This is a genomic window from Paenibacillus sp. HGH0039 (assembly GCF_000411255.1).
Taxonomy (GTDB): Bacteria; Bacillota; Bacilli; order Paenibacillales; family NBRC-103111; genus Paenibacillus_F.
This window is the reverse complement of sequence record NZ_KE150412.1, coordinates 1681225-1701814: the sequence shown is the minus strand read 5'-3', so window position 1 is coordinate 1701814 and position 20590 is coordinate 1681225. Positions and strand designations below refer to the sequence as shown.

17 protein-coding genes are annotated in these 20590 nt (G+C 54.5%); 13 read left to right on the top strand and 4 right to left on the bottom strand.

The features are described 5' to 3' along the window. Nucleotides 1-42: 42 nt before the first annotated feature. The 3 genes from HMPREF1207_RS07410 to HMPREF1207_RS07400 are packed head-to-tail and all read left to right on the top strand — an operon-like array spanning nt 43 to nt 3365. On the top strand, nt 43-1386 hold the full coding sequence (locus tag HMPREF1207_RS07410) for a TrkH family potassium uptake protein (RefSeq protein ID WP_009676240.1): 1344 nt from the start codon (nt 43-45) through the stop codon (nt 1384-1386). Nucleotides 1387-1400: 14 nt separating this feature from the next. Further along, entirely contained in the window at nt 1401-2063 is a 663-nt protein-coding gene (locus HMPREF1207_RS07405) for a potassium channel family protein (protein ID WP_009676247.1), read from the top strand. 24 nt (nt 2064-2087) lie between these two features. Beyond that, nucleotides 2088-3365: a cation:proton antiporter gene (locus tag HMPREF1207_RS07400; protein WP_009676286.1), complete on the top strand. Its 1278-nt coding sequence runs from the start codon at nt 2088-2090 to the stop codon at nt 3363-3365. Between the two features lie 133 nt (nt 3366-3498). Here HMPREF1207_RS07400 and HMPREF1207_RS07395 read toward each other — a convergent pair whose 3' ends face one another. Both HMPREF1207_RS07395 and HMPREF1207_RS07385 read right to left on the bottom strand, forming a co-directional pair. Further along, the gene (locus HMPREF1207_RS07395) at nt 3499-3720 is read right to left on the bottom strand and encodes a hypothetical protein (protein ID WP_009676252.1); all 222 of its coding nucleotides are present in this window, start codon (nt 3718-3720) and stop codon (nt 3499-3501) included. Between the two features lie 351 nt (nt 3721-4071). Continuing rightward, a complete protein-coding gene (locus HMPREF1207_RS07385) occupies nt 4072-4971 on the bottom strand; it encodes a LysR family transcriptional regulator (protein ID WP_009676276.1) in 900 nt (299 codons plus the stop codon). Between the two features lie 292 nt (nt 4972-5263). Between HMPREF1207_RS07385 and HMPREF1207_RS07380 the strand changes: the two genes are divergently transcribed. From HMPREF1207_RS07380 to HMPREF1207_RS07335, 10 genes are all read left to right on the top strand, one after another. After that, the gene (locus tag HMPREF1207_RS07380; RefSeq protein WP_009676260.1) at nt 5264-5941 is read left to right on the top strand and encodes a succinate dehydrogenase cytochrome b558 subunit; all 678 of its coding nucleotides are present in this window, start codon (nt 5264-5266) and stop codon (nt 5939-5941) included. Then, the gene (gene sdhA, locus HMPREF1207_RS07375) at nt 5934-7706 is read left to right on the top strand and encodes a succinate dehydrogenase flavoprotein subunit (protein WP_009676259.1); all 1773 of its coding nucleotides are present in this window, start codon (nt 5934-5936) and stop codon (nt 7704-7706) included. Before HMPREF1207_RS07380 ends, sdhA begins: the two co-directional genes overlap by 8 nt. Nucleotides 7707-7708: 2 nt before the next feature. Beyond that, nucleotides 7709-8479: a succinate dehydrogenase iron-sulfur subunit gene (gene sdhB, locus HMPREF1207_RS07370; RefSeq protein WP_009676242.1), complete on the top strand. Its 771-nt coding sequence runs from the start codon at nt 7709-7711 to the stop codon at nt 8477-8479. A gap of 154 nt (nt 8480-8633) precedes the next feature. Then, nucleotides 8634-9518 (top strand): EamA family transporter, encoded by an 885-nt coding sequence (locus HMPREF1207_RS07365; protein WP_009676272.1) that lies wholly within the window; start codon nt 8634-8636, stop codon nt 9516-9518. A gap of 247 nt (nt 9519-9765) precedes the next feature. Next, nucleotides 9766-11061: an ABC transporter substrate-binding protein gene (locus HMPREF1207_RS07360; RefSeq protein ID WP_009676278.1), complete on the top strand. Its 1296-nt coding sequence runs from the start codon at nt 9766-9768 to the stop codon at nt 11059-11061. Beyond that, nucleotides 11045-11962 (top strand): carbohydrate ABC transporter permease, encoded by a 918-nt coding sequence (locus HMPREF1207_RS07355; RefSeq protein WP_009676244.1) that lies wholly within the window; start codon nt 11045-11047, stop codon nt 11960-11962. Before HMPREF1207_RS07360 ends, HMPREF1207_RS07355 begins: the two co-directional genes overlap by 17 nt. Beyond that, nucleotides 11959-12798, top strand: coding sequence for a carbohydrate ABC transporter permease (locus tag HMPREF1207_RS07350; protein ID WP_009676265.1), 840 nt, complete (start codon nt 11959-11961; stop codon nt 12796-12798). The genes HMPREF1207_RS07355 and HMPREF1207_RS07350 overlap by 4 nt, the downstream gene beginning before the upstream one ends. Before the next feature lie 16 nt (nt 12799-12814). After that, nucleotides 12815-14275, top strand: a complete 1461-nt coding sequence (locus HMPREF1207_RS07345; protein WP_009676273.1) for an arylsulfatase — start codon at nt 12815-12817, stop codon at nt 14273-14275. Nucleotides 14276-14352: 77 nt separating this feature from the next. Next, complete coding sequence (locus HMPREF1207_RS07340) at nt 14353-15231, top strand: MurR/RpiR family transcriptional regulator (protein WP_231392023.1); 879 nt, start codon at nt 14353-14355, stop codon at nt 15229-15231. A gap of 81 nt (nt 15232-15312) precedes the next feature. Then, complete coding sequence (locus HMPREF1207_RS07335; protein ID WP_009676268.1) at nt 15313-17688, top strand: polysaccharide lyase 8 family protein; 2376 nt, start codon at nt 15313-15315, stop codon at nt 17686-17688. 322 nt (nt 17689-18010) lie between these two features. On the opposite strand, the gene HMPREF1207_RS07330 is transcribed toward HMPREF1207_RS07335, so the two are convergent. Together HMPREF1207_RS07330 and HMPREF1207_RS07325 are read right to left on the bottom strand one after the other, a co-directional pair. After that, nucleotides 18011-19009, bottom strand: coding sequence for a zinc-dependent alcohol dehydrogenase family protein (locus HMPREF1207_RS07330; RefSeq protein WP_009676263.1), 999 nt, complete (start codon nt 19007-19009; stop codon nt 18011-18013). Between the two features lie 143 nt (nt 19010-19152). Continuing rightward, on the bottom strand, nt 19153-20133 hold the full coding sequence (locus HMPREF1207_RS07325) for a cation diffusion facilitator family transporter (protein WP_009676285.1): 981 nt from the start codon (nt 20131-20133) through the stop codon (nt 19153-19155). Nucleotides 20134-20590: the final 457 nt, after the last annotated feature.

Below are 20590 nucleotides of genomic sequence, written 5' to 3'. Positions count from 1 at the left end.
GTTTCCAGTGTCTTTTTTGTGCTTCATATAGGAGGAAATTATGTGTTAAAAAAGTCGAGATTTACGCCGCCGCAGATCCTTGTTCTCGGATTTGCCCTCATTATTCTCATCGGCTCCGGCCTGCTGATGCTGCCGGTCTCGTCAACGGACGGGCTGCCGCTTCCGTTCATCGACGCCCTCTTCACGGCCACCTCGGCTACCTGTGTAACAGGTCTGGTCGTGGTAGACACCGGGTCGCATTTTACGATGTTCGGGCAAATTGTCATCATTTCGCTGATTCAAATCGGCGGCCTCGGATTCATGAGTATGGCGACGCTTTTTGCCTTCATCTTGCGCAAGAAGATATCGCTCCGCGAAAGGCTGCTGCTTCAGGAAGCCTTGAACCAGGGCAGCATGGAAGGCATTGTCCGCCTTTTCCGGAAAGTACTGATCTACTCGCTGAGCATCGAAGGAATCGCGGCCGTCCTGTTTACCGCCCGCTGGTCGATGGATCTCGGTTTTCCGAAGGGGTTGTACTACGGCATCTGGCATGCCGTTTCCTTCTTCAACAATGCCGGGTTTGACCTGTTCGGTCCCATTACCGGGCCATTCTCTTCGCTGACCGCTTACGCCGACGATTTTATTACCAATGTAGTGACGATGGCGCTCATCGTTCTGGGCGGGATCGGTTTTATCGTGATGTCCGATGTGATGGATTACCGGAAAACGAAGAGGCTGACCCTTCACTCCAAGGTGGTGCTGAGCGCCACAAGCATTCTGATCGTGACCGGGGCGCTTGTTATTTTTATCTTCGAGTATTCCAATTCGAAAACGCTGGGTTCATTGGACTTCGGCGGCAAGATTCTCGCTTCGTTCTTTCAATCGGTCACACCGCGTACGGCGGGGGCGAACACGCTTGATCTCGCTTCTCTCCGCCAAGCCACTCAATTTTTCATGATCATCCTGATGTTTATCGGGGCTTCTCCCGGATCTACCGGGGGCGGGATCAAGACGACTACGTTTACGATGCTGGTCGGGGCAATCGTGGCGATGGTGCGGGGAAAAGAAGATATCGTCTTCTTCCGCAATCGTCTCGGCAAGGAACGCATCCTGAAGGCGATCACTCTGACGATGTTTGCACTCTTTCTTGTTATTTTCGTTACTATGCTTCTGTCTACGACGGAAGATCACGAGTTTCTTATGATTTTGTATGAAGTGACTTCGGCATTCGGGACTGTAGGACTCACCCTGGGGCTGACCACGAAGCTTACCGTGTTCGGCAAGGTTATGATCGCCCTGACCATGTTCGCCGGACGTCTCGGGCCTTTGACGTTGGCGTATGCGCTGCAGCCTAAAGCCGAGAAAGAACTGTACCGTTATCCCGAAGGAAAAATCACGATAGGTTAAGGAGAAACAAAACAATGGCTTTCATTCAATATGCAGTTATCGGACTCGGACGCTTCGGTTCCAGCTTGTCCCAAGAATTGACTCAGCTCGGGCACGAGGTGCTGGGCATCGACAGAGACGAAGAGAAAGTGGACGAGATGAGCGACAAGCTCACCCATACCGTAGTTGCGGACGCGACGGACGAAGAGGTTCTCCGCTCGCTCGGCGTCCGCAATTTCGACTGCGCCGTCGTGGCTATCGGAGACAACATCCAGGCGAGTATCATGGCGGCGATTCTGCTTAAGGAGCTTGGCGTTAAAACGGTCGTCGCGAAGGCGTTGACCGATCAGCATGCCAAGGTGCTTGAGAAAATCGGCGTGGACCGGATTATCTTTCCGGAGCGGGATATGGGCGTGCGCGTGGCTCACCAGTTGGTGTCGCCGAACCTTCTCGATTACATCGAATTGTCCAAAAACTACACGATCGCGGAGCTCGTCGTTTCCCGGCGTATTTCCGGCCTTACTCTAAAGGAGCTCGATCCGAGGGCCAAGTACGGCTGCAGTATCGTCGCCATCAATAAAACGGATGACGTGATTATCGCGCCTACCGCCGAAGACGTCCTGCACGAGAAAGACGTGATGGTCGTCATCGGCACGAAAGAGCAGATCGATACGTTTGAGAGCCGCGCGATCCGGTAAGAAGCGGGAAAGGGGCGTATGCGCATGGAGAATGCTTTGACACAGCTCATTGACTATGAGCTGTATTTATTTATCCTGATTGTCGTTCTAGGCATGTTGTTCGGCAAACTGGCGGGATGGCTGCGCCTGCCCGATGTGGCGCTTTTTCTGATCGCGGGGATGATTTTCGGGCAAGCGTTTCACTGGATCGCCGAACCGAGCAGCTCGCTGACCAACCAGTTCATCCTGGTCGTAGGCTCCACGCTCATTCTGTTCGACGGTGGGCGCAATATCCGGCTGAGCGGGCTGAAGCATGTCTGGATTTCCGTCACGCTGCTCAGCATACCGGGCGTCATCCTTACGTGCGCGGCGGTCGCGGCCGCTTCCCACTGGTTTCTCGGCCTGCCCTGGCTGCACGCGCTTCTCCTCGGAGCTATCATCTCTTCCACCGATCCGGCTACGCTAATTCCCGTGTTCAAACAGGTGAGAATCCGGACCAAGGTGCGCGAGACGGTGGAGAGCGAATCGGCATTCAATGACGCTACGGGCTCCATCCTTACCTTCTCGCTGATTGCTATTCTTCTGGGAACGGAGCACGTATCCGTCGCTTCAGGCGCTTGGCAGTTTGTGAAAACCGCGCTGGGCGGGCTGGCGGTCGGCGCCATTATCGGGTATGCGGGAGCCTTCCTGACCGCACACGTGAAAATCGGCTTTCTGCGCGATTACGCGACGATCCTGATGCTGGCGGCGGCTCTCGGCTCTTATCTGGCGGGTGAACATCTGGGGGTCAGCGGTTTTATGGCGACGTTCACAGCCGGACTGATCTGGGGCAATTCCGACGTCTTCAAGCTGCATATGGAGGATAAAAAGCAGGAAATGACGCATTTCTCGGAAAATGTGACCGTTCTGATGCGGATGCTGATTTTTATCCTGCTCGGCAGCCAGGTCAATTTTCCGCTGCTGCTCAAGTATTTGTGGCCGAGTCTCGGCATCATTTTCGTGTTCATGTTCATCGCCCGTCCGCTGGTCGTGCTTATCTGCGCGCTGCCGGACCGCAAAGCGAAGTGGACTTGGAGAGAGATTGTCTTCATGTTCTGGGTGAGGGAAACCGGCGTGATTCCGGCCGCGCTTTCCGGCATGGTGGCGGGGCTGGGCATCGCCCATGCGGATCTGATCGCTTCCGTTACGTTTATGGCGGTTCTGATCACCATCCTGTTCCAGGCGAGCACCACGGCCTTTGTGGCGCGTAAGCTGGGCCTTGAAGAGGACAGCGGCGGCGAAGGCGCGCATGGCTTACCGCATGCGAAGCCGGGGCCGCAATAATGGAAGAAGTTTTTCTGTCGGACGATAAAAAGTGGAAACCGCCTCTTCTCACAGGGGCGGTTTTTTGGCGAAGGCTTTGTTATCCTTGAGTGTTGATTTTTGTCCAAAAGAATGAACCGCCCAATTCGGCGGTTCATTCTTCTTTGGCTTGTGAATTTTTCCCCTCATGATAGTCTTTCCATAATGGGCTGATGTATTTTTCCATGGTTTTTACGACGACATCTCTTCGGCTCTCTTCGACATTTACAGTGTCATTTGAAATCTCATTTCTAATTCGTATGAGCATAAATAAAGGAGGTAATGCAGCCTCACGGAGAGCCTTAATCATGATTTCTTCTTGTGGAGTAATATCCATAACTTATCTTTTTTCCTTTCCAGTAGGTTATACGAATAGTGTAAGTCCTTACACCAGTGTCAGGGTCAAGCGAAAATAATCAATTCCGCTATGCTGCCCGTTGCTTCAACCAAAAATCATCAACACGGTTTAACAGAGCCTTGGCGAAAAAAAAGAACCTCGCCAGGCCGTGCAGGGCTGGAAGGTTCTGTGCAGCCGGCGGCATAGGCCCTGCTGGCGGCTCTTTGGAGCATCGGGCGGAGCATGTCGGCTTAGCCGTTATAGCCTTTATACAGGCATATCCGAGATACGGGTATATCCGCGTAACGGTCCCGAACGCTCGCATGGCAGCGGCCTCTGCCTGGCTCCGCACTACTGGCTTAAGCCCGCGAAATGCGCCTTGGCCTTGCGGATAAAATGCGCGACCGCCTCGTTCTGGTGAGTTTCCTTCACAAAAATGAGCGAGGTGGTCCGCGGCGTTTTCATAAGCTCGGGCAGCTCCCGGACGCAGAGTCCGTCCTGTTCGGACGAATGGTCGTGCAGGTACGATTTCGGCAGCAGCGTAGCCGCCTGGCACGTAACGACGAGACGCATGATCGCCTCGAACGAGTCGATTTCCATTTTGACGTCCGGAAAAATGAAAAAGCGGTGAAACAGCTCGTCGGTAAGCACCCGGTACCAGGTGCCCTTGGAGAAGAGGATCATCGAGAGGCCGTTCAGATCGGCGATGGACAGCTCCTCGCGGTCCAGGTAAGGATGACCCTGCGGCAGCACCAGACAGAGATGATCGTCGAAGAGAGGCTCGCAGGCGAGTCCGGGCTGGTCGATGGAGGAGGCGACGAGGCCGATGTCGACTTTCTTCTCCTTGACCATCATGACGATCTCGTGAGTCTTGCCGGTCAGAGCTTTCATATCCGTGGACGGATATTCCGCCAGGTACATCGTCACAAGCTCGGGGAGCGTGGTCTGCAGCGTGGTCAGACTGGCTCCGATGGTGAGGCTCATATGGCGTCCGGCGGTCTTATATTCGTACAGGGTCTGCAGGAAGCGGCGTTCGCCTTGCCTCTGCTCCAGCGCATACTCGTATGCGATTTCGCCGGCCCGGGTTAAATCAAGGCGCTTCCCCTTGCGGGAAAAGAGCTGGACGCCGAGCTGTTCTTCCAGCTTCATGATCTTGCGCGATAAGGCAGGCTGCGACAAATTTAGCACCTGCGACGCTTTATTCAAGCTGGCCTGTTCGACAACGACAGCAAAAACGTCGAGATGTTCCATAATTTGTGCCTCCCCGGGGTTTAAATTCTTCTTATTATGCAAAAATATTATAATGAATATAAAAAAACAGCAATTCCATTATAAGCGATAAAGAGGTACGATGTATATGTCACCAGTTGTTCACAAAAAATTCGGCCCATTGTCGCTAATCCGAGGCAGGAAAAAGCGATGAGTGTGCCTTTTTTGGCGGTTGACGGTCCCCGGACAGGGGAGTACAATGGAATTTGGTTTTGTCTGGAATTGTCGAGACGTATCGTGTCGAGGCGAAAATTTGAGGGGGGAAGCATCACTAATGGGCAAGAACTCGTATTTTAACCGCAAGCTGCATTCCTTGCTTGGCGTTATTCCGGTTGGTTTCTTCTTGATCGAGCATTTGCTTACCAACTTTGAAGCAACTAAGGGACCTGAAGCGTTTGTGGATCAAATCAACTGGCTGAACAGCCTGCCGCTCGTGCTTGTGCTCGAGATCGTCGGGATCTGGATTCCGCTTCTGTACCATGCCGTTTACGGCCTGTACGTGGCGTTTACGGCCCGCAACAACGTAAGCCGTTACGGCTATTTCCGCAACCAGATGTTTTTATGGCAGCGGATCACGGGGGTTCTTACCTTCCTGTTCGTGGCATGGCATTTCTTTGAAACGCGTTTTCAAGTGGCACTCGGCAACGTAGAGCATGAACGCTTAGGACAGACGATGCATGACATCGTATCTCAGCCGCTTTTGCTGACCATATACGTAATCGGCGTTATCGCCGCGTCTTTCCATTTTACAAACGGCATGTGGTCGTTCCTTGTCAGCTGGGGCATCACGGTGGGTCCACGCGCCCAACGCGTGTCTTCCTATATCTGGATCGGCTTGTTCCTTGTCATGTCTGTAATGTTCATCGCATCTCTCGTGGCATTTAAAGACCCGCAATTTCAGGAGCTTCCTGTCGTTAGCGGAATGATCGGAGGGGTGACCAGCAATGGCTAATTCAAAAGTAATTGTCGTCGGCGGCGGTTTGGCCGGTCTGATGGCAACCATTAAGGCAGCGGAAGCGGGTGTGCCCGTACAGCTTTTCTCCCTGGTTCCTGTAAAACGTTCCCACTCCGTGTGCGCCCAAGGCGGCATCAACGGAGCGGTTAATACGAAAGGCGAAGGCGACTCCACTTGGGAGCACTTTGACGATACGGTATACGGAGGCGACTTCCTCGCCAACCAACCGCCGGTTAAGGCGATGTGCGACGCGGCTCCCGGCATTATCCACTTGATGGACCGGATGGGCGTTATGTTCAACCGGACACCGGAAGGTCTTCTGGATTTCCGCCGTTTCGGCGGTACGAAATACCACCGTACGGCATTCGCCGGCGCTACGACAGGCCAGCAGCTGCTGTACGCGCTCGACGAGCAGGTCCGCCGTTTCGAAACAGCGGGACTGGTAACGAAGTTCGAGCACTGGGAATTCCTCGGCGCGGTCATCGACGACGACGGCGTTTGCCGCGGGATTGCCGCCCAGGATCTGCGCAACATGGAAGTGCAGACCTTCTCTTCCGATGCCGTCATCATGGCGACCGGCGGTCCCGGCATCATTTTCGGTAAAACAACGAACTCCGTTATCAACACCGGTACGGCAGCAAGCGCCGTGTACCAGCAGGGCGTTTACTACGCGAACGGCGAGTTCATCCAGATTCACCCGACCGCGATTCCGGGCGACGATAAGCTTCGCCTGATGTCCGAATCCGCGCGCGGTGAAGGCGGACGCGTATGGACGTATAAAGACGGCAAGCCTTGGTACTTCCTTGAAGAGAAATACCCGGCTTACGGAAACCTGGTTCCGCGTGATATCGCGACCCGTGAAATTTTCCACGTTTGTAACGACCTGAAGCTCGGCATCAACGGCGAGAACATGGTTTACCTGGATCTGTCTCACAAAGACCCGAAAGAACTGGATGTTAAACTGGGCGGTATCATCGAAATTTACGAGAAATTCACAGGCGACGATCCGCGGAAGCTTCCGATGAAAATTTTCCCTGCGGTTCACTATTCGATGGGCGGCATCTGGGTCGATTACAACCAAATGACGAACATTCCGGGCTTGTTCGCCGCAGGCGAGTGCGACTACTCCGTTCACGGCGCGAACCGTCTCGGAGCGAACTCCCTCGTATCCGCTATTTTCGGCGGTATGGTAGCGGGTCCTAAAGCAATCGAATATATCCAAGGTCTCGACAAGCACGTGGAAGATATGTCCACCGCCATGTTCGAACGCGAGAAGCAGAAGCACACCGATCGTTACGAAAGCCTGCTTAAAATGGACGGCAAGGAAAATGCTTATGTCATCCACAAAGAGCTTGGCGAGCTGATGACTTCGAACATGACTGTCGTGCGCTACAACAAAAATCTTGAAGCGACGATCGTCAAGATTAAAGAATATAAAGAACGTTTCCAGAATATCAACATGACGGATACGGCCCGCTGGAACAACCAGGGTGTCGCCTTCACGAGACAGCTCTGGAACATGCTCGAACTTTCCGAAGCGATGACGCTGGGCGCTCTTCTGCGTAACGAGAGCCGCGGCGCTCACTACAAGCCGGAGTTCCCGGAACGCGATGACGATAACTTCCTGAAGACCACCAAAGCCAAGTGGGCCCCTGAAGGTCCGGTTATCGAATACGAGGACGTAGACGTATCGCTTATCGCACCGCGTAAACGCGACTACACTACGGACAAGAAGAAGAAAGAGAAAGAGGGAGGGCATTGATCATGGCCGAAGCGCAAACCGCAGTACCAAGCAAAACGGTCAAGTTTATCGTCACCCGTCAAGACAGCCCGGAATCGGCTCCTTACAAAGAGGAGTTTGAAATCCCGTACCGTCCGAATATGAACGTGATCAGCGCACTGATGGAAGTTCAGCGCAATCCGAAAAAATCGGACGGCGGCGAAACGACTCCGGTTTGCTGGGAGTCCAACTGTCTCGAGGAAGTATGCGGCGCCTGCTCCATGATCATCAACGGCAAAGCGCGCCAAGCCTGCGCTGCCTTGATCGATAAGCTGGAACAGCCGATCCGCGTAGAACCGATGCGTACGTTCCCGGTCGTAAGAGACTTGGTTATCGACCGCACCCGGATGTTCAACGCCCTCAAGAAAGTGAAAGCGTGGATTCCGATCGACGGTACGTACGATCTGGGTCCGGGACCGCGTATGGCGGAATCGAAGCGTCAATGGGCTTACGAGCTTTCCAAGTGCATGACGTGCGGCGTATGTCTGGAAGTTTGCCCGAACGTAAACGAGAAGACAAGCTTCATCGGTCCTGCCGCGGTTTCGCAAGTCCGCCTGTTCAACTCCCACCCTACAGGTGAAATGAACAAGGACGAGCGTCTCGATACGCTGATGGAAGACGGAGGCATCGAGGGCTGCGGTAACTCGCAGAACTGCGTGCGTTCCTGTCCGAAAGGCATTCCGCTCACGACTTCCATCGCAGAAATGAACAAGGACACCACGAAACGTCTGTTCAAAAAATGGTTGGGCATGTAAGCACGCCAACCTGGCATATTATGAAATATACGGCACTTCCGCGCAGCTTTTCCCGCGCGGAAGTGCTTTTGTTATGAAAAGAAAACCTGCGGCATGCTAATGAAATAAAGCGTTCCACGCCGTTTAGTTCGGAAAGAGAGAAGGGGATCCCATCATGTGGAAAGCGATTATTCTTGTATTCCTGGGAGCATGCAGTTACGGGATGCTCTCTACGTTCGTTAAATTTGCGTATGACGCGGGTTTCAAGCCGGGTGAGGTAGTAGGCGCCCAGAACTTGTTCGGCACGCTGATCTCGCTCGTACTCGTTCTGACGCTCTCCCGCCATAAAATGAAGCCGGGGCAATGGGTGCCGCTGCTTATGGTGGGGCTGACGACCGGTTCGACCGGCATTTTATATTACAATTCCCTGCAGACGGTTCCGGCCTCCATCGCCATCGTGCTGCTGTTCCAGTTCACGTGGATCGGCGTCATTCTGGAAGCGGTGCTGGAACGCAAAAGACCAAGCCGCTCGAAGGCGGTCTCCCTGGTGCTGCTATTGATCGGAACGGGGCTGGCATCCGGCGTGGCCAATCTCGGCTCCATCGATTTACCTGTAGTCGGAGTGGTGCTTGGCCTGCTGTCCGCCGTGACCTACACCGGTTTTATTTATTTCAGCGGCAAGGTGAGCACGGGAGTGCCGGCCATCAACCGGACCTTGATGATGAATATGGGAGGGCTTCTTCTCGTATTCGTTTATCATACGCCGAATTTTATATGGAACGGCGCGCTCGGAGAGGGACTCTGGAAATATGCGCTGCTCGTCGGAGTTTTCGGTATCGTGATTCCGACCGTATGCTTTAACTACGGCATGCCGAAGCTGGGGACCGGTCTGGGTTCCATTCTCGGAGCGGCCGAGCTGCCCGTAGCCGTTGTGCTTTCGGCAGCCGTGCTTAAGGAAAGCGTGTCATTGGTGCAGTGGGCGGGTGTCCTGCTCATCCTTTTTGGAATCGCTTATCCTCATCTGCGGAGAGGAAAAGCCGGGGAACTTAAGCCGACTTGATGGGGCTGCAGCCGCTCGATTCTCGTTACAAAAATCTATAAAGAGCCGGAACGCATAAGCGTTTCGGCTCTTTTTTTGTTAAATAATACTTGACGGGTAGGATAAGTCGGAATAAAATGAAACGAAATAATATTTATCTCATATAGTATAATGGTGAAATAAATATTACAAACCGTTTTGTTCAGCCGGCCGACCAGTCCACTGGAAGCTCGCAGCAAAAGCGAACCTACAACTTGGAGGGTTGGTCATGAGAAGGAAAACAGGATGGAAAGCAATAGTGCCCTTGACTGCATTGACGGCGGTGATTGCCGCAGGCTGCTCGCAGGAAGCCGAAAGTAAGGTGCAAAGCGGAAAAGCAGGCGCTTCTTCGCAGGCACCGATTACGTTGAATCTGGCCGTCTGGGATGAGAAGCTGAAAGATACGCTGAATCAGACCATCGAGATCTACAAAAAAACGCACAGCAACGTGAACGTCCAGATTACTATTACGCCTAACAAGGATTACTGGACCAAAATGCAGACAAGCCTCGTCGGAGGGGCAGGGCCGGACATTTTAATGATGAACGGGCCTAACTTTTACAAATTTGCCGCTTTGGGCTTACTGACGGACCTTCAGCCTTACATAGAAAAAGACAAGCTGGATACGGCCGTTTTTCCGGAAGGGATCACCGAGCTTTACAAGTACAACAAGCATTCTTACGGGATTCCTTATTATTTGGGATCGCTCGGTTTGTTTTATAACAAGGAATTGTTCGATCAGGCCAAAATCCCTTACCCCGACGAAACGTGGGACTGGGAGAAGCTTAAAGCGAATGCCGCCAAACTGACGGACAAGGAGAAAAAAACATACGGCTACATTGCGGTAAACGCCGATCAGGTGGGCTATTATCCGCTTATTTACCAGGCGGGCGGTTCCGTCGTCAGCGAAGACCGCACCAAGTCCGGTCTGGATCTCCCGGAAACCCGGAAAGCGCTGGAGTTTATGAAATCGCTGATGGACGAAGGGATTTCTCCGAGCGCCCAACAGCAGTTGGATACGGAGGCGCTGCAGATTTTCGGCTCGGGCAAAGCGGCCATGTATCCGGGCGGGTCTTTCGACGCGTACAACCTGAACCGGATGCTCGGCGGCAAACTCGGGGTTGCCCCTCTGCCGAAGGGCGCGAAGCAGGGCTTTTACGTACACGGATCGAGCTGGGTAATCAACAATAAAACAAAACACCCCCAAGAGACTTGGGACCTCCTCAAAGTGCTTGCCGGTAAGGAAGGGTCCGGGCTGCTGGCGAAGAACGGCATTAACTTTCCCGCCTACACGGAAAACGTCGATCTCTGGGCAAAGTCGATTCCGGCTCTGGATATGAACGCTTTCGTTTCATCGCTTAACCATACGGCTCCTTACCCCGTTTCCAAAAACACGGCCGAATGGCAGAAGGCCCTCACGGAGGAAGTGACCGGCGCGTTCCTCGGCAAGAAGTCCGTACAAGAGGCCCTTCAGGCGGCCGCGCAGAAAATGAACGGGATACTCGCGAATGAACAAAACCAATAGACGCAGCCGCGCCGGGGGCTGGGCGCACTACCGGATCGAAGCAGCATGGGCTTATCTGTTCATCGCTCCGGCGTTCTTATGCCTGGCGATCTTTCACTTGTTTCCGGCAGCCGCCTCCCTGGTCCTGTCCTTTACCAAGTGGAACGGGCTGACCGCACCGGTTTTCAACGGACTTCTGAATTATGCCGCCCTTCTGAAAGACAAGGAATTTATTCAGTCGATCCTTCACACCGCCACGTTCAGCATCGTAACCGTCCCTGTTTCCGTGGTTCTTGCCACGGCATTAGCCGTCCTCCTCAACCGGAAAATGAAGGGAGTTTCTCTGTACCGGGTGATTTACTTCCTGCCCGTTGTTACGATGTCTACGGCGGTCGGGATGATCTGGAAGTGGCTTTACAACGCGGAATTCGGGCCGATCAATTATATCCTGGGCTGGCTGCACCTGCCCCAGCCGAACTGGATCTCGGACCCTGCTTACACGATGCTGTCCATTATGATCGTCTCCGTCTGGTCCACCGTCGGCTACAACATGGTCATTCTGCTGGCGGGGCTTCAGGGAATATCCGGTTCCTACTATGAAGCCGCCAGGATGGACGGAGCTTCGGCCCGGTATCTTTTTTTCGGGATCACCCTTCCGCTGCTGTCGCCGAGCCTTTTCTTCGTTCTGATGATCTCGGTTATTCACGCTCTGCAGGTGTTTGATCTGGTTTTCGTCATGACCGGAGGAAATGCGGCTCTGCTGGAGGCGACTAGAACGGTCGTCTACAACATGTATGATCAGGGCTTCGTTTTGTTCCGCATGGGATACGCCTCCGCTCAGGCGGTCGTACTGTTCGTTCTCATTTTTGCGATGACGCTGGTGCAGATGGCACTGCAAAGAAAGTGGGTGCACTATCAATGAGCCGGCTTGAAAAGCGGAGGGTGCCCTTCGCGAAAATGGTACTGCACGCCGTGCTTATTGCCGGAGCGGCCATTATGCTGCTGCCTTTTCTGTGGATGCTGGACACTTCGCTCAAAACATTCGCCGAATCGATGCAGGCCCCGCCCGTTCTGATCCCGGAAAAACTGAGATTCGATAATTATCTGGAAGTGTTCAGGGAAACCAGATTTTCCCGGTATTATTTGAACACGCTTATGGTAACGGCCGTTAAAACCGCCGGTCAGCTGCTGTTCTGCTCTTTGGCGGCTTACGCGTTCGCGACTATGAGTTTTCCGGGCAAAAGGGTCTTGTTTCTGCTTATTTTATCCAACATGATGATCCCGCAGCAGATTATTCTGATTCCGGCCTTTGTCGTCATGAAACAGCTCGGCTGGCTGGATACCTACTATGCCTTGATCGTACCGGGACTTGCCAGCGCATTCGGCATTTTCCTGCTCCGGCAGTTCTTCATGTCCATTCCGAAGGAAATCGGAGAGGCGGCCCGTATAGACGGCAGTTCGTTTTTCCGCATTTACCGGTCCATCTACCTCCCGCTGTCGAAGCCGGGCCTTGCCGCATTGGCGATCTTCGTCATCATGGCGTCCTGGAACGATTTTATATGGCCGCTGTTGTTTACAAGCTCGGATGAAATGCGTGTTCTGTCACTGGCGGTATCAAGCTTCGTAGGGGAATTTTCCACGGAGTATCCCCTTATGATGGCGGCCGCTTGCATGGCAGTGCTGCCGCTTCTGCTGCTTTTCTTGTTTTTTCAAAAATACTTCGTTCAAGGTATTGCCCTGACGGGAATAAAAAGCTGAAAGCGGGTATGCCATCGTGCAAAAACCGAATGTATTGGTTATAATGACGGACCAGCAGCGCTGGGATACGCTCGGCTGTTACGGAAACTCCGTTATCGAGACGCCTAATCTGGACTGGCTTGCTTCGGAAGGGACGATCTTTACGAATGCGTATACGCCGTCGCCTTCGTGTGTTCCGGCCAGAGCGTCCCTGCTGACGGGAATGGACCCGTGGAATACGGGCGTGCTCGGGATGGGAGGAGGCCAGGGCCCGATGGGCGGAGGATTTGCCCACACGCTGCCGGGCGAGCTGAGCCGGGCCGGCTACCACACGCAGGGCGTGGGCAAGATGCACTTTCATCCCCAGCGTCTGCTGAACGGTTTTCACAACACGGTACTGGATGAATCCGGCCGGGTGGAATCACCGGGGTTCGTGTCGGATTACAAAGCCTGGTTCGATGCGAACAAGACCGGCGATTACGGAATCACCGATCACGGTATCGACTGGAACTCTTGGATGGCGAGGCCGTATCACGCCCCGGAATTTTTGCATCCGACGAATTGGACGGTCAACCGGTCCATCGAATTTCTGGAGAAAAGAGATCCGAGCCGGCCGTTTTTTCTGATGACGTCGTTTGCAAGGCCGCACTCGCCTTACGACGCACCCTCTTTTTATTTCGATCTCTACCGGGGGAAAAAGTTGCCGGAGCCGTTCATGGGAGACTGGGCGGGGCGCCATAACGTGCCTGAGGACGCCGCCAAACCGGACGCCTGGCGGGGCGTCCGGAGTCCGGAGGAAATCCACCGGGCAAGAGCGGGCTATTACGGGTCCATCCACCATATTGACCATCAGATCGGGAGGCTGCTTTTTCACTTAAGGAAGACGGGGCTGCTGGACGAGACGCTGATCGTGTTCACCTCGGATCACGGGGATATGCTGGGAGATCACCATTTATGGCGCAAAACGTATGCGTACGAGGGATCGTCGCACATTCCCCTGCTCCTCAAACTGCCGGGGGGCGGGCAGGAAACCCGGCTGAAGAAGGTGGAAGCTCCCGTCGTTCTGCAGGATCTTATGCCGACGCTCCTGGAAGCGGCCGGAGCCGGAATCCCGGATACGGTCGACGGAGTAAGCCTTCTCGGCCTGATCCGGGGAGAGCAGGCGCAGCGCCGGTTTGTACACGGGGAACACAGCACCTGTTACGCCGAGGAACAGGAGATGCAGTATGTAACGGACGGGGAAATGAAATATATCTGGTTCCCCAGATTGAATGAAGAGCAGCTCTTCGACCTTCGCGGCGACCGGGAAGAAACCCGCGACGTGTCCGGCTGTCCCGAATACCGGGAGGATCTGGACATGTGGAGACAACGGCTGATCGCTGTCCTGGAAAGCCGCAATGCGGGGCTGACCGAAAACGGCAAGCTTGCGCCGCAGGCCGGGAGGCCTTATCTCGTTTCCCCTCATTACGAGAAGCGGATGAGCCTGTTTCGGACTTGAGCTTTCGGAAACGGGCCGCTAAAGTAAAAGGGAAGACAAGCACGGGATTGAACCCGCACGTTAAGGACGTGAAAAGCATGATCAAAGGCATACTGACCGTCATAGACGAAACTTTCGACTCGCTGACGGCAATGGAGCAGAGAGTCGCCCGGTTTATTCTCGACCACCCGCAGGACATGGTCCATATATCCGTGCAGAAACTGGCCGGGCTCACGCAAACGAGCGAGGCTACGATTGTCCGTCTGTCCCGCAAGTTCCGCTGCAAGGGGTTCAAGGAGCTGAAGCTGAGAATAGCCGCCGACCTGTTTGTCCCCGCCAGGGAGAATGCGGAATTCCAGCAGGTTAACGTCGGCAGCCCGACGGGCGAGCTGATGGAGTCCGTGGCGCACAACAGCGTCAAGTCGATCCAGGACACCCTCGCTATCCTCTCGGCCGAAGTTATGGATGAAGCCATCGAAGTGTTATCCCGCGCCAGAAAAATCGCCTTGTTCGGGATCGGGGCCTCCGCGGTTGTAGCGGAAGATTTCAAGCACAAGACCGCCCGGATCAACCGGTGGTGCGAAGCCGGATACAGCGGAGACATGCAGGCGATCATCGCGGCGAATCTGACCGCGGATGACGCGGCCCTCTGCATTTCCTATACGGGAGAAAATGCGGAGGTGCTGCATGCGATGCGGATCGCCAAACGGAACGGCGCGACGGTTATTTCCTTGACGCAGCTGGGGCTTAATCCCATTGCGGAGCATTCGGACATTCAGCTGTTCACAAGCACGCTGGAACAGAACTTCCGGCAGGGCGCCATGAGCTCGCGGATCGCCCAGTTGTATGTGATCGACCTGCTGTACGTCGGGCTGGTTTCACGGGATTACGAGAGCAGCCTCGCTTCCATTGAGAAAACCAAGCGGGCGGTCCAGAGCCTGCATCCGGGGCGGGAAAGCGATTCCCAGAACAATTAAATAAGTTGACCATACCATTGGAGACGCTATTTTTCGAGAATAGGGTCTCTTTTTCTATGGAAAAAAAGGAGAGTGGAAAAGATGATTCACCGCTTATGCGCCGCAAAAATAGGCATGGTTCTGCTGCTGGTCCTGCTGTCGGGAGCGGCCGGTTTTCAACCTGCCCAAGCCTCCGATGAATTTGACAGCCTGCGTATCAAATGGAAAAACCTGCTCACCGGCGGTAACTACCCTGCAGGCGACCCCGATATCGCGGCCCAAGTGGCCGTTTCGGCTGAAACGGCCGGCGGATACTGGGCGTCGCTCGATAAAAGCGCGGGCCGCACGTTTCTGTGGCCGGATCTTGCGGATTGGAGCGCATCCAAGACAATGACAGCCTCTTACAACCGGCTGAAAAGTTTGGCGGGCGCCTATTCGACGCCCGGGTCTTCCCTATACGGCAGCGCGGAGCTCGGAAGCGATATCGTAGACGGTCTCGATTGGATGTACAGCCGCATATACAACGAGAACAAAAGCCAGTCCGACAACTGGTGGGACTGGCAGATCGGGACTCCTCAGGCGCTGAACGATGCCGCGGTATTGGTCTACGATCTACTCGGCTCCGTCCGGCTTGCGAATTATATCGCCGCGGTCGATAAATTCGTTCCCGATCCGACCAAGCGCGTCAACAGTACATTGACCGAAACGGGGGCCAACCGGTCGGATAAAGCCCAAGTCGTTACGATACGGGGAATTCTGGGCAAAACAGGCGGGAAACTGGCCCAAGGCCGGGACGCCTTAAGCCAGATCTTTCTCCATGTCACCGATGGGGACGGATTTTACCGGGACGGATCGTTTATCCAGCATACCAATATCGCCTATACGGCGAGCTACGGCCGGGTGCTTCTGGCCGGCATGTCACGGCTTCTGTATGTACTCAGCGGCTCTTCGTGGCAGGTAACGGATGCAAACCTGGGGAATGTGTACAACTGGGTGCAGGACTCCTTCCTGCCTGTTATATACAAAGGCGCCGCCATGGATATGGTACGAGGCAGGGCGATATCGAGGCAGCATCAGCAGGACCATGAGATGGGAAGAGATATCGTCGCTTCGGTTAACCGGCTCTCGTTGTCGGCACCGGCGGCCAAACAGGCTGAACTGAAAAGTCTGGTAAAAGCCTGGGTCCAGCAGGATACGAGCTTCGGTTCCTATTATGCGGGTCTGCCTGCCGACGATATCATCCGGCTCAAATCGGTTCTGAACGATTCTGCGGTTAGCCCGGCTCCTGCCGGTCAACTGACGAAAATTTTCCCTAAAATGGACAGGGCTGTCCAGAGGGGGCCGGCTTTCGCTTTTGGAATCAGTATGTCTTCGAGCCGCATAGCCCGGTACGAATCGGGGGGAACCGAAAATTTGCGCGGCTGGCACACGGGAGACGGAATGACGTACCTGTACAACGGCGATCTTACCCAATTTTCCAATGACTACTGGCCGACCGTGAATCCGTACAGATTGCCCGGCACAACGGTGGATTCCGGTGCTCTTACCGACAATCAGGGAAATATAAGCACATCGGCTTACAATTTCGTTGGCGGGGCCTCCAGCGGAAATGCGGCCGCAGTCGGTATGCGGTTCTCGGGCATCGGAACCGATCTGACAGGCAGAAAATCCTGGTTTCTGCTGGGAGACAAAGTCGCTGCGCTGGGAACGGGGATTTCAAGCGCTTCGGGGCGTAAAATCGAAACAATTGTGGAAAACCGCAAATTGGACAGCGGGGGAACGAATGGTTTCACGGTCAACGGAGGGGCCAAACCGGGACAGACCGGATGGTCGGAGTCCATGGCGGGCGTGAGATGGGCCCATTTGGCGGGGAGTACGGTGAATTCGGATATCGGCTACTATTTTCCTCAACTCCCCTCCATAGACGGATTACGGGAAACGAGAACGGGCTCTTGGCGGAATATCAATAAGGACGGCCCGACAACACCGGTTACGAACTCCTTTTTGAGTCTTGCTTTCAACCATGGCATCAACCCGTCCAACGCAAGCTACGCGTATGTTCTTCTTCCCGGGAGAACGGCTTCGCAAACACTCTCGTATGCGGAAAATCCGGATCTTGTCGTGCTCGAAAATTCGAACGATGCCCAAGCCGTTCAAGATCTTAGTTCACATGTGATTGCCGCGAATTTCTGGAACAACATCACGAAGTCGGTTGCGGTGAACGGAACGGATCTGCTGACAAGCGGCAAACAGGCTTTGGTCGTCTACACGGAAACCTCCGCAGAAATCGAGATTGCCGCCGCCGATCCGACTCAAACGAACACGGGCAGTATTCCTCTGCAAATTAACAGGAGCGCATCGGCTGTTCTTGCCGCGGATGCCGGGGTGACGGTTACCCAGCTAAGCCCGGTCATCAAGTTGAACGTCAACGTGAACAAGGCAAACGGAACGACGTTTAAAATCCGGCTCCAAAAGTAGCGGACATGGGAAGGGAAAACGGAATCGGGGCCTTGAAGATTACGAACGCAAGCGTCTTAAAGAAGGAATTACCGAAACAAGCCTACGGGTCAGTAAAAAAGAAAGTCGTGGAGCGAAAGATGCCGGTGAGACATTAACTTGGCTCCCTTCAAAATTTAAATTAGAAGAGCAGGATCGCAATGATTGATCCCCCGGCTAATTCCGGGAGGGAACGATTGCGAAGCCTGCTCTTTTACCATGGAGATAGGCAGAGTAGTTTACTGCCCGCAGCCTCAGCCTGCATCCGGGGGCATGCCCTTACAGGTCGTTCATCCGCACGTCCTTATAGATCGTTCGTCAGCACGACCTTGCCGATCGCGCTGCCCGACTCCAGGCGGCGGTGAGCTCCCGCCGCGTCGCGGAACGTAAACCGCTGCTCGTCCAGCAGCGGGCGCAGATGCCCTTCGTCGGCCAGGCGCGCAAGACGCTCCAGCGTCTCGCCCTGATGCTTGCGGCCGACGTCGGTCAAAAGCGGCAGCACGGTGAACACCACGTGCAGCGTCAACCCCTTCGCATGAAGCGGGCTGAGATCATGCGTGGAGCGGGCGGCGATGGCGACGACATGGCCGCCTGTGCGCGCGGCGGCGAAGGAACGGTCGAGGTTGTCCTTCCCGACCGTGTCGAACACGACGCCGAAGCCCTGGCCGCCGTCCGAGCATCTGCGCACGTAATCTTCTACCGGTTCCGTCCGGTAGTTGATGACGCCGTCCGCGCCCAGCCGCGAAGCGATGTCCAGCTTCGCGTCGGAGGATGCCGTTGCGAAGACGTCGGCGCCGCCCCATTTCGCGAGCTGGATCGCGATGTGGCCGACGCCGCCTGCGGCGGCATGCACGAGAACCTGCTGGCCGGGCTGAAGCCGCGCCCGGTCGAACAGGCCCTGCCAGGCGGTGAGCGCCACGACGGGCAGGGCCGCCGCCTCGCTCATCGAGAGCGAGGCGGGCTTGCGGGCGATGAGCTCCGCATCGGCCAGCATGTATTCGGCGAGTGCGCCGCCGAAGCCCTTGAAGCCGCCGGCGAAGCCGTACACTTCGTCGCCGGGCCGGAACTTCGTCACGCCTTCGCCCACGGCTTCGACGGTGCCCGCTACATCGCCGTGCAGGACCGCGGGAGCGGGCGGAGCGAGATTCGGCATCAAGCCCTGGCGGATCCGCGCGTCGATCGGATTCACGCCGCTGGCGGCGACGCGGATAAGCACGTGTCCGGGCCGGACGGCCGGGGTCGGAATTTCTCCGATGGAGAACGATTCCGGCGCGCCGAATGTTTCGAGAAGAACTGCTTTCATGGGAAGCACCTCCGATAGGTTGGCTGGTATGGGTACGTTAGATCCATTATAAAACACCCGGCATGAGAATGGTACAAGCCCGGCTAACGCGAAAAACACCGGACCCCTTGCAAGGGATTCCGGTGTTTGCGCGCCATGTCGTCTCACGTCATGGCTTGTTTTTGAACGGGAGCCGGAGAATCTTCCTGATGCTTCTCTTCCCGGTGTTTGAGAAATTCCCGGCCGTATTCGCCGTGAGGATGAATACCCGCATGCTCCATCTGAATGGTGGAATGCGTAATGCCGTATTTTTCCTTCAGCGTTTCGTTAATGGCGAGGATGATGCAGAACGGCTGGATTTTGTCGTCGATAAAAACGTGCGCGGTCAGAGAGTAATGATCCGTCGAGATCGCCCAAAGGTGCATTTCATGCACATCTTCGACCCCTTCGACATTGCCGATATCGCGGCGGATTTCCTCCAGATTGAACTTGGCGGGAACGGATTCCATCAGAATGAGGAAAGATTCCTTAATGATCCGGCTGCCTCCGATGAAAATAATGCAGCTGATTACGATACTGATCAAAGGATCAAACCACAGCATTCCCGTAAAATAAATGATCACCGCCGAAATAATAACCCCTACGGAACTGAGCAGGTCTCCGATAAAATGCCACAAGGCACTCTGGACATTGAGATTCTCCTCTTCTTCCATACTGCGATGCAGAACCAGCGTGAGCACCAGATTGACTACGAACCCGATGGAGGAGATGATGAGCATAAGTTTGAAATCAATGTCCTGCGGCTCGTAAAACCGCTTGATTCCCTCGATAAGGATTCCGATGGCGATCACGGCCAAGGCAAGCCCGTTAAGGAAGGAGGCAATGATTTCGAAACGCAGAAAGCCGAATGTGTAGCGGCTGTTAGGTTTCCGGGAGGCCAGGTAAATGGCGGTCATGCTGAGTCCGAGCGCAATGACGTCTGAGATCATATGCGCGGAATCCGAGAGCAGGGCGAGGGAGTTCGACATAATCCCCCCGACAACTTCAACAATGGTGAAAAATAAGGTGAGGAGAAGAGTAATCCAAAGCGTACGCTTGGACGTGGATTGTTCCTTTACATGGTCAAGATGGTGAAAATCGGTCATGGCTTGTACCTGCTTTCCGGCTTTTTTATATGGATGAACGGACGATAGTAGACTCTTCACCAGGTTGTTCTGTTGGAATTATACGTCACGTCCCGGAATCCTGCAACGGCTGTTCTATGAAATAGACAAAAGAGGAATTTTCATAGGCGAATGCTGCCGAAACCGGGGAAGTTGCCGTCGGAATATAAGAGAGCGCTTTCAATTTTGTTACATAAATGAAATATTTCTGTTACGTTCCTATAATGTAAGGGAGGTATTATAATAACCAAGACCCCCTTTTTAATATACAACGTTTCAGGCTTACCCCGTTGGTAAGCCTGCTTTTTTTTGTCTAGAGACTTGCTGCTTACGCCGCAATGTATCCGGAAGCCGCAGTATGAGCACGCTGCTCCCTGTTTGGAACTGGTTCTGATCTTGCAGACGCCTTTTTCCTGAATGATCTTCGTTGGGACGGGGA

Bases quoted from the DNA above. Each gene is read 5' to 3' on its own strand.
- HMPREF1207_RS07405 (WP_009676247.1), top strand. From the start codon at position 1,401: ATGGCTTTCATTCAATATGCAGTTATCGGACTCGGACGCTTCGGTTCC.
- HMPREF1207_RS07400 (WP_009676286.1), top strand. From the start codon at position 2,088: ATGGAGAATGCTTTGACACAGCTCATTGACTATGAGCTGTATTTATTT.
- HMPREF1207_RS07395 (WP_009676252.1), bottom strand. From the start codon at position 3,720: ATGGATATTACTCCACAAGAAGAAATCATGATTAAGGCTCTCCGTGAG.
- HMPREF1207_RS07385 (WP_009676276.1), bottom strand. From the start codon at position 4,971: ATGGAACATCTCGACGTTTTTGCTGTCGTTGTCGAACAGGCCAGCTTG.
- HMPREF1207_RS07380 (WP_009676260.1), top strand. From the start codon at position 5,264: ATGGGCAAGAACTCGTATTTTAACCGCAAGCTGCATTCCTTGCTTGGC.
- sdhA (WP_009676259.1), top strand. From the start codon at position 5,934: ATGGCTAATTCAAAAGTAATTGTCGTCGGCGGCGGTTTGGCCGGTCTG.
- sdhB (WP_009676242.1), top strand. From the start codon at position 7,709: ATGGCCGAAGCGCAAACCGCAGTACCAAGCAAAACGGTCAAGTTTATC.
- HMPREF1207_RS07365 (WP_009676272.1), top strand. From the start codon at position 8,634: ATGTGGAAAGCGATTATTCTTGTATTCCTGGGAGCATGCAGTTACGGG.
- HMPREF1207_RS07360 (WP_009676278.1), top strand. From the start codon at position 9,766: ATGAGAAGGAAAACAGGATGGAAAGCAATAGTGCCCTTGACTGCATTG.
- HMPREF1207_RS07355 (WP_009676244.1), top strand. From the start codon at position 11,045: ATGAACAAAACCAATAGACGCAGCCGCGCCGGGGGCTGGGCGCACTAC.
- HMPREF1207_RS07350 (WP_009676265.1), top strand. From the start codon at position 11,959: ATGAGCCGGCTTGAAAAGCGGAGGGTGCCCTTCGCGAAAATGGTACTG.
- HMPREF1207_RS07340 (WP_231392023.1), top strand. From the start codon at position 14,353: ATGATCAAAGGCATACTGACCGTCATAGACGAAACTTTCGACTCGCTG.
- HMPREF1207_RS07335 (WP_009676268.1), top strand. From the start codon at position 15,313: ATGATTCACCGCTTATGCGCCGCAAAAATAGGCATGGTTCTGCTGCTG.
- HMPREF1207_RS07330 (WP_009676263.1), bottom strand. From the start codon at position 19,009: ATGAAAGCAGTTCTTCTCGAAACATTCGGCGCGCCGGAATCGTTCTCC.
- HMPREF1207_RS07325 (WP_009676285.1), bottom strand. From the start codon at position 20,133: ATGACCGATTTTCACCATCTTGACCATGTAAAGGAACAATCCACGTCC.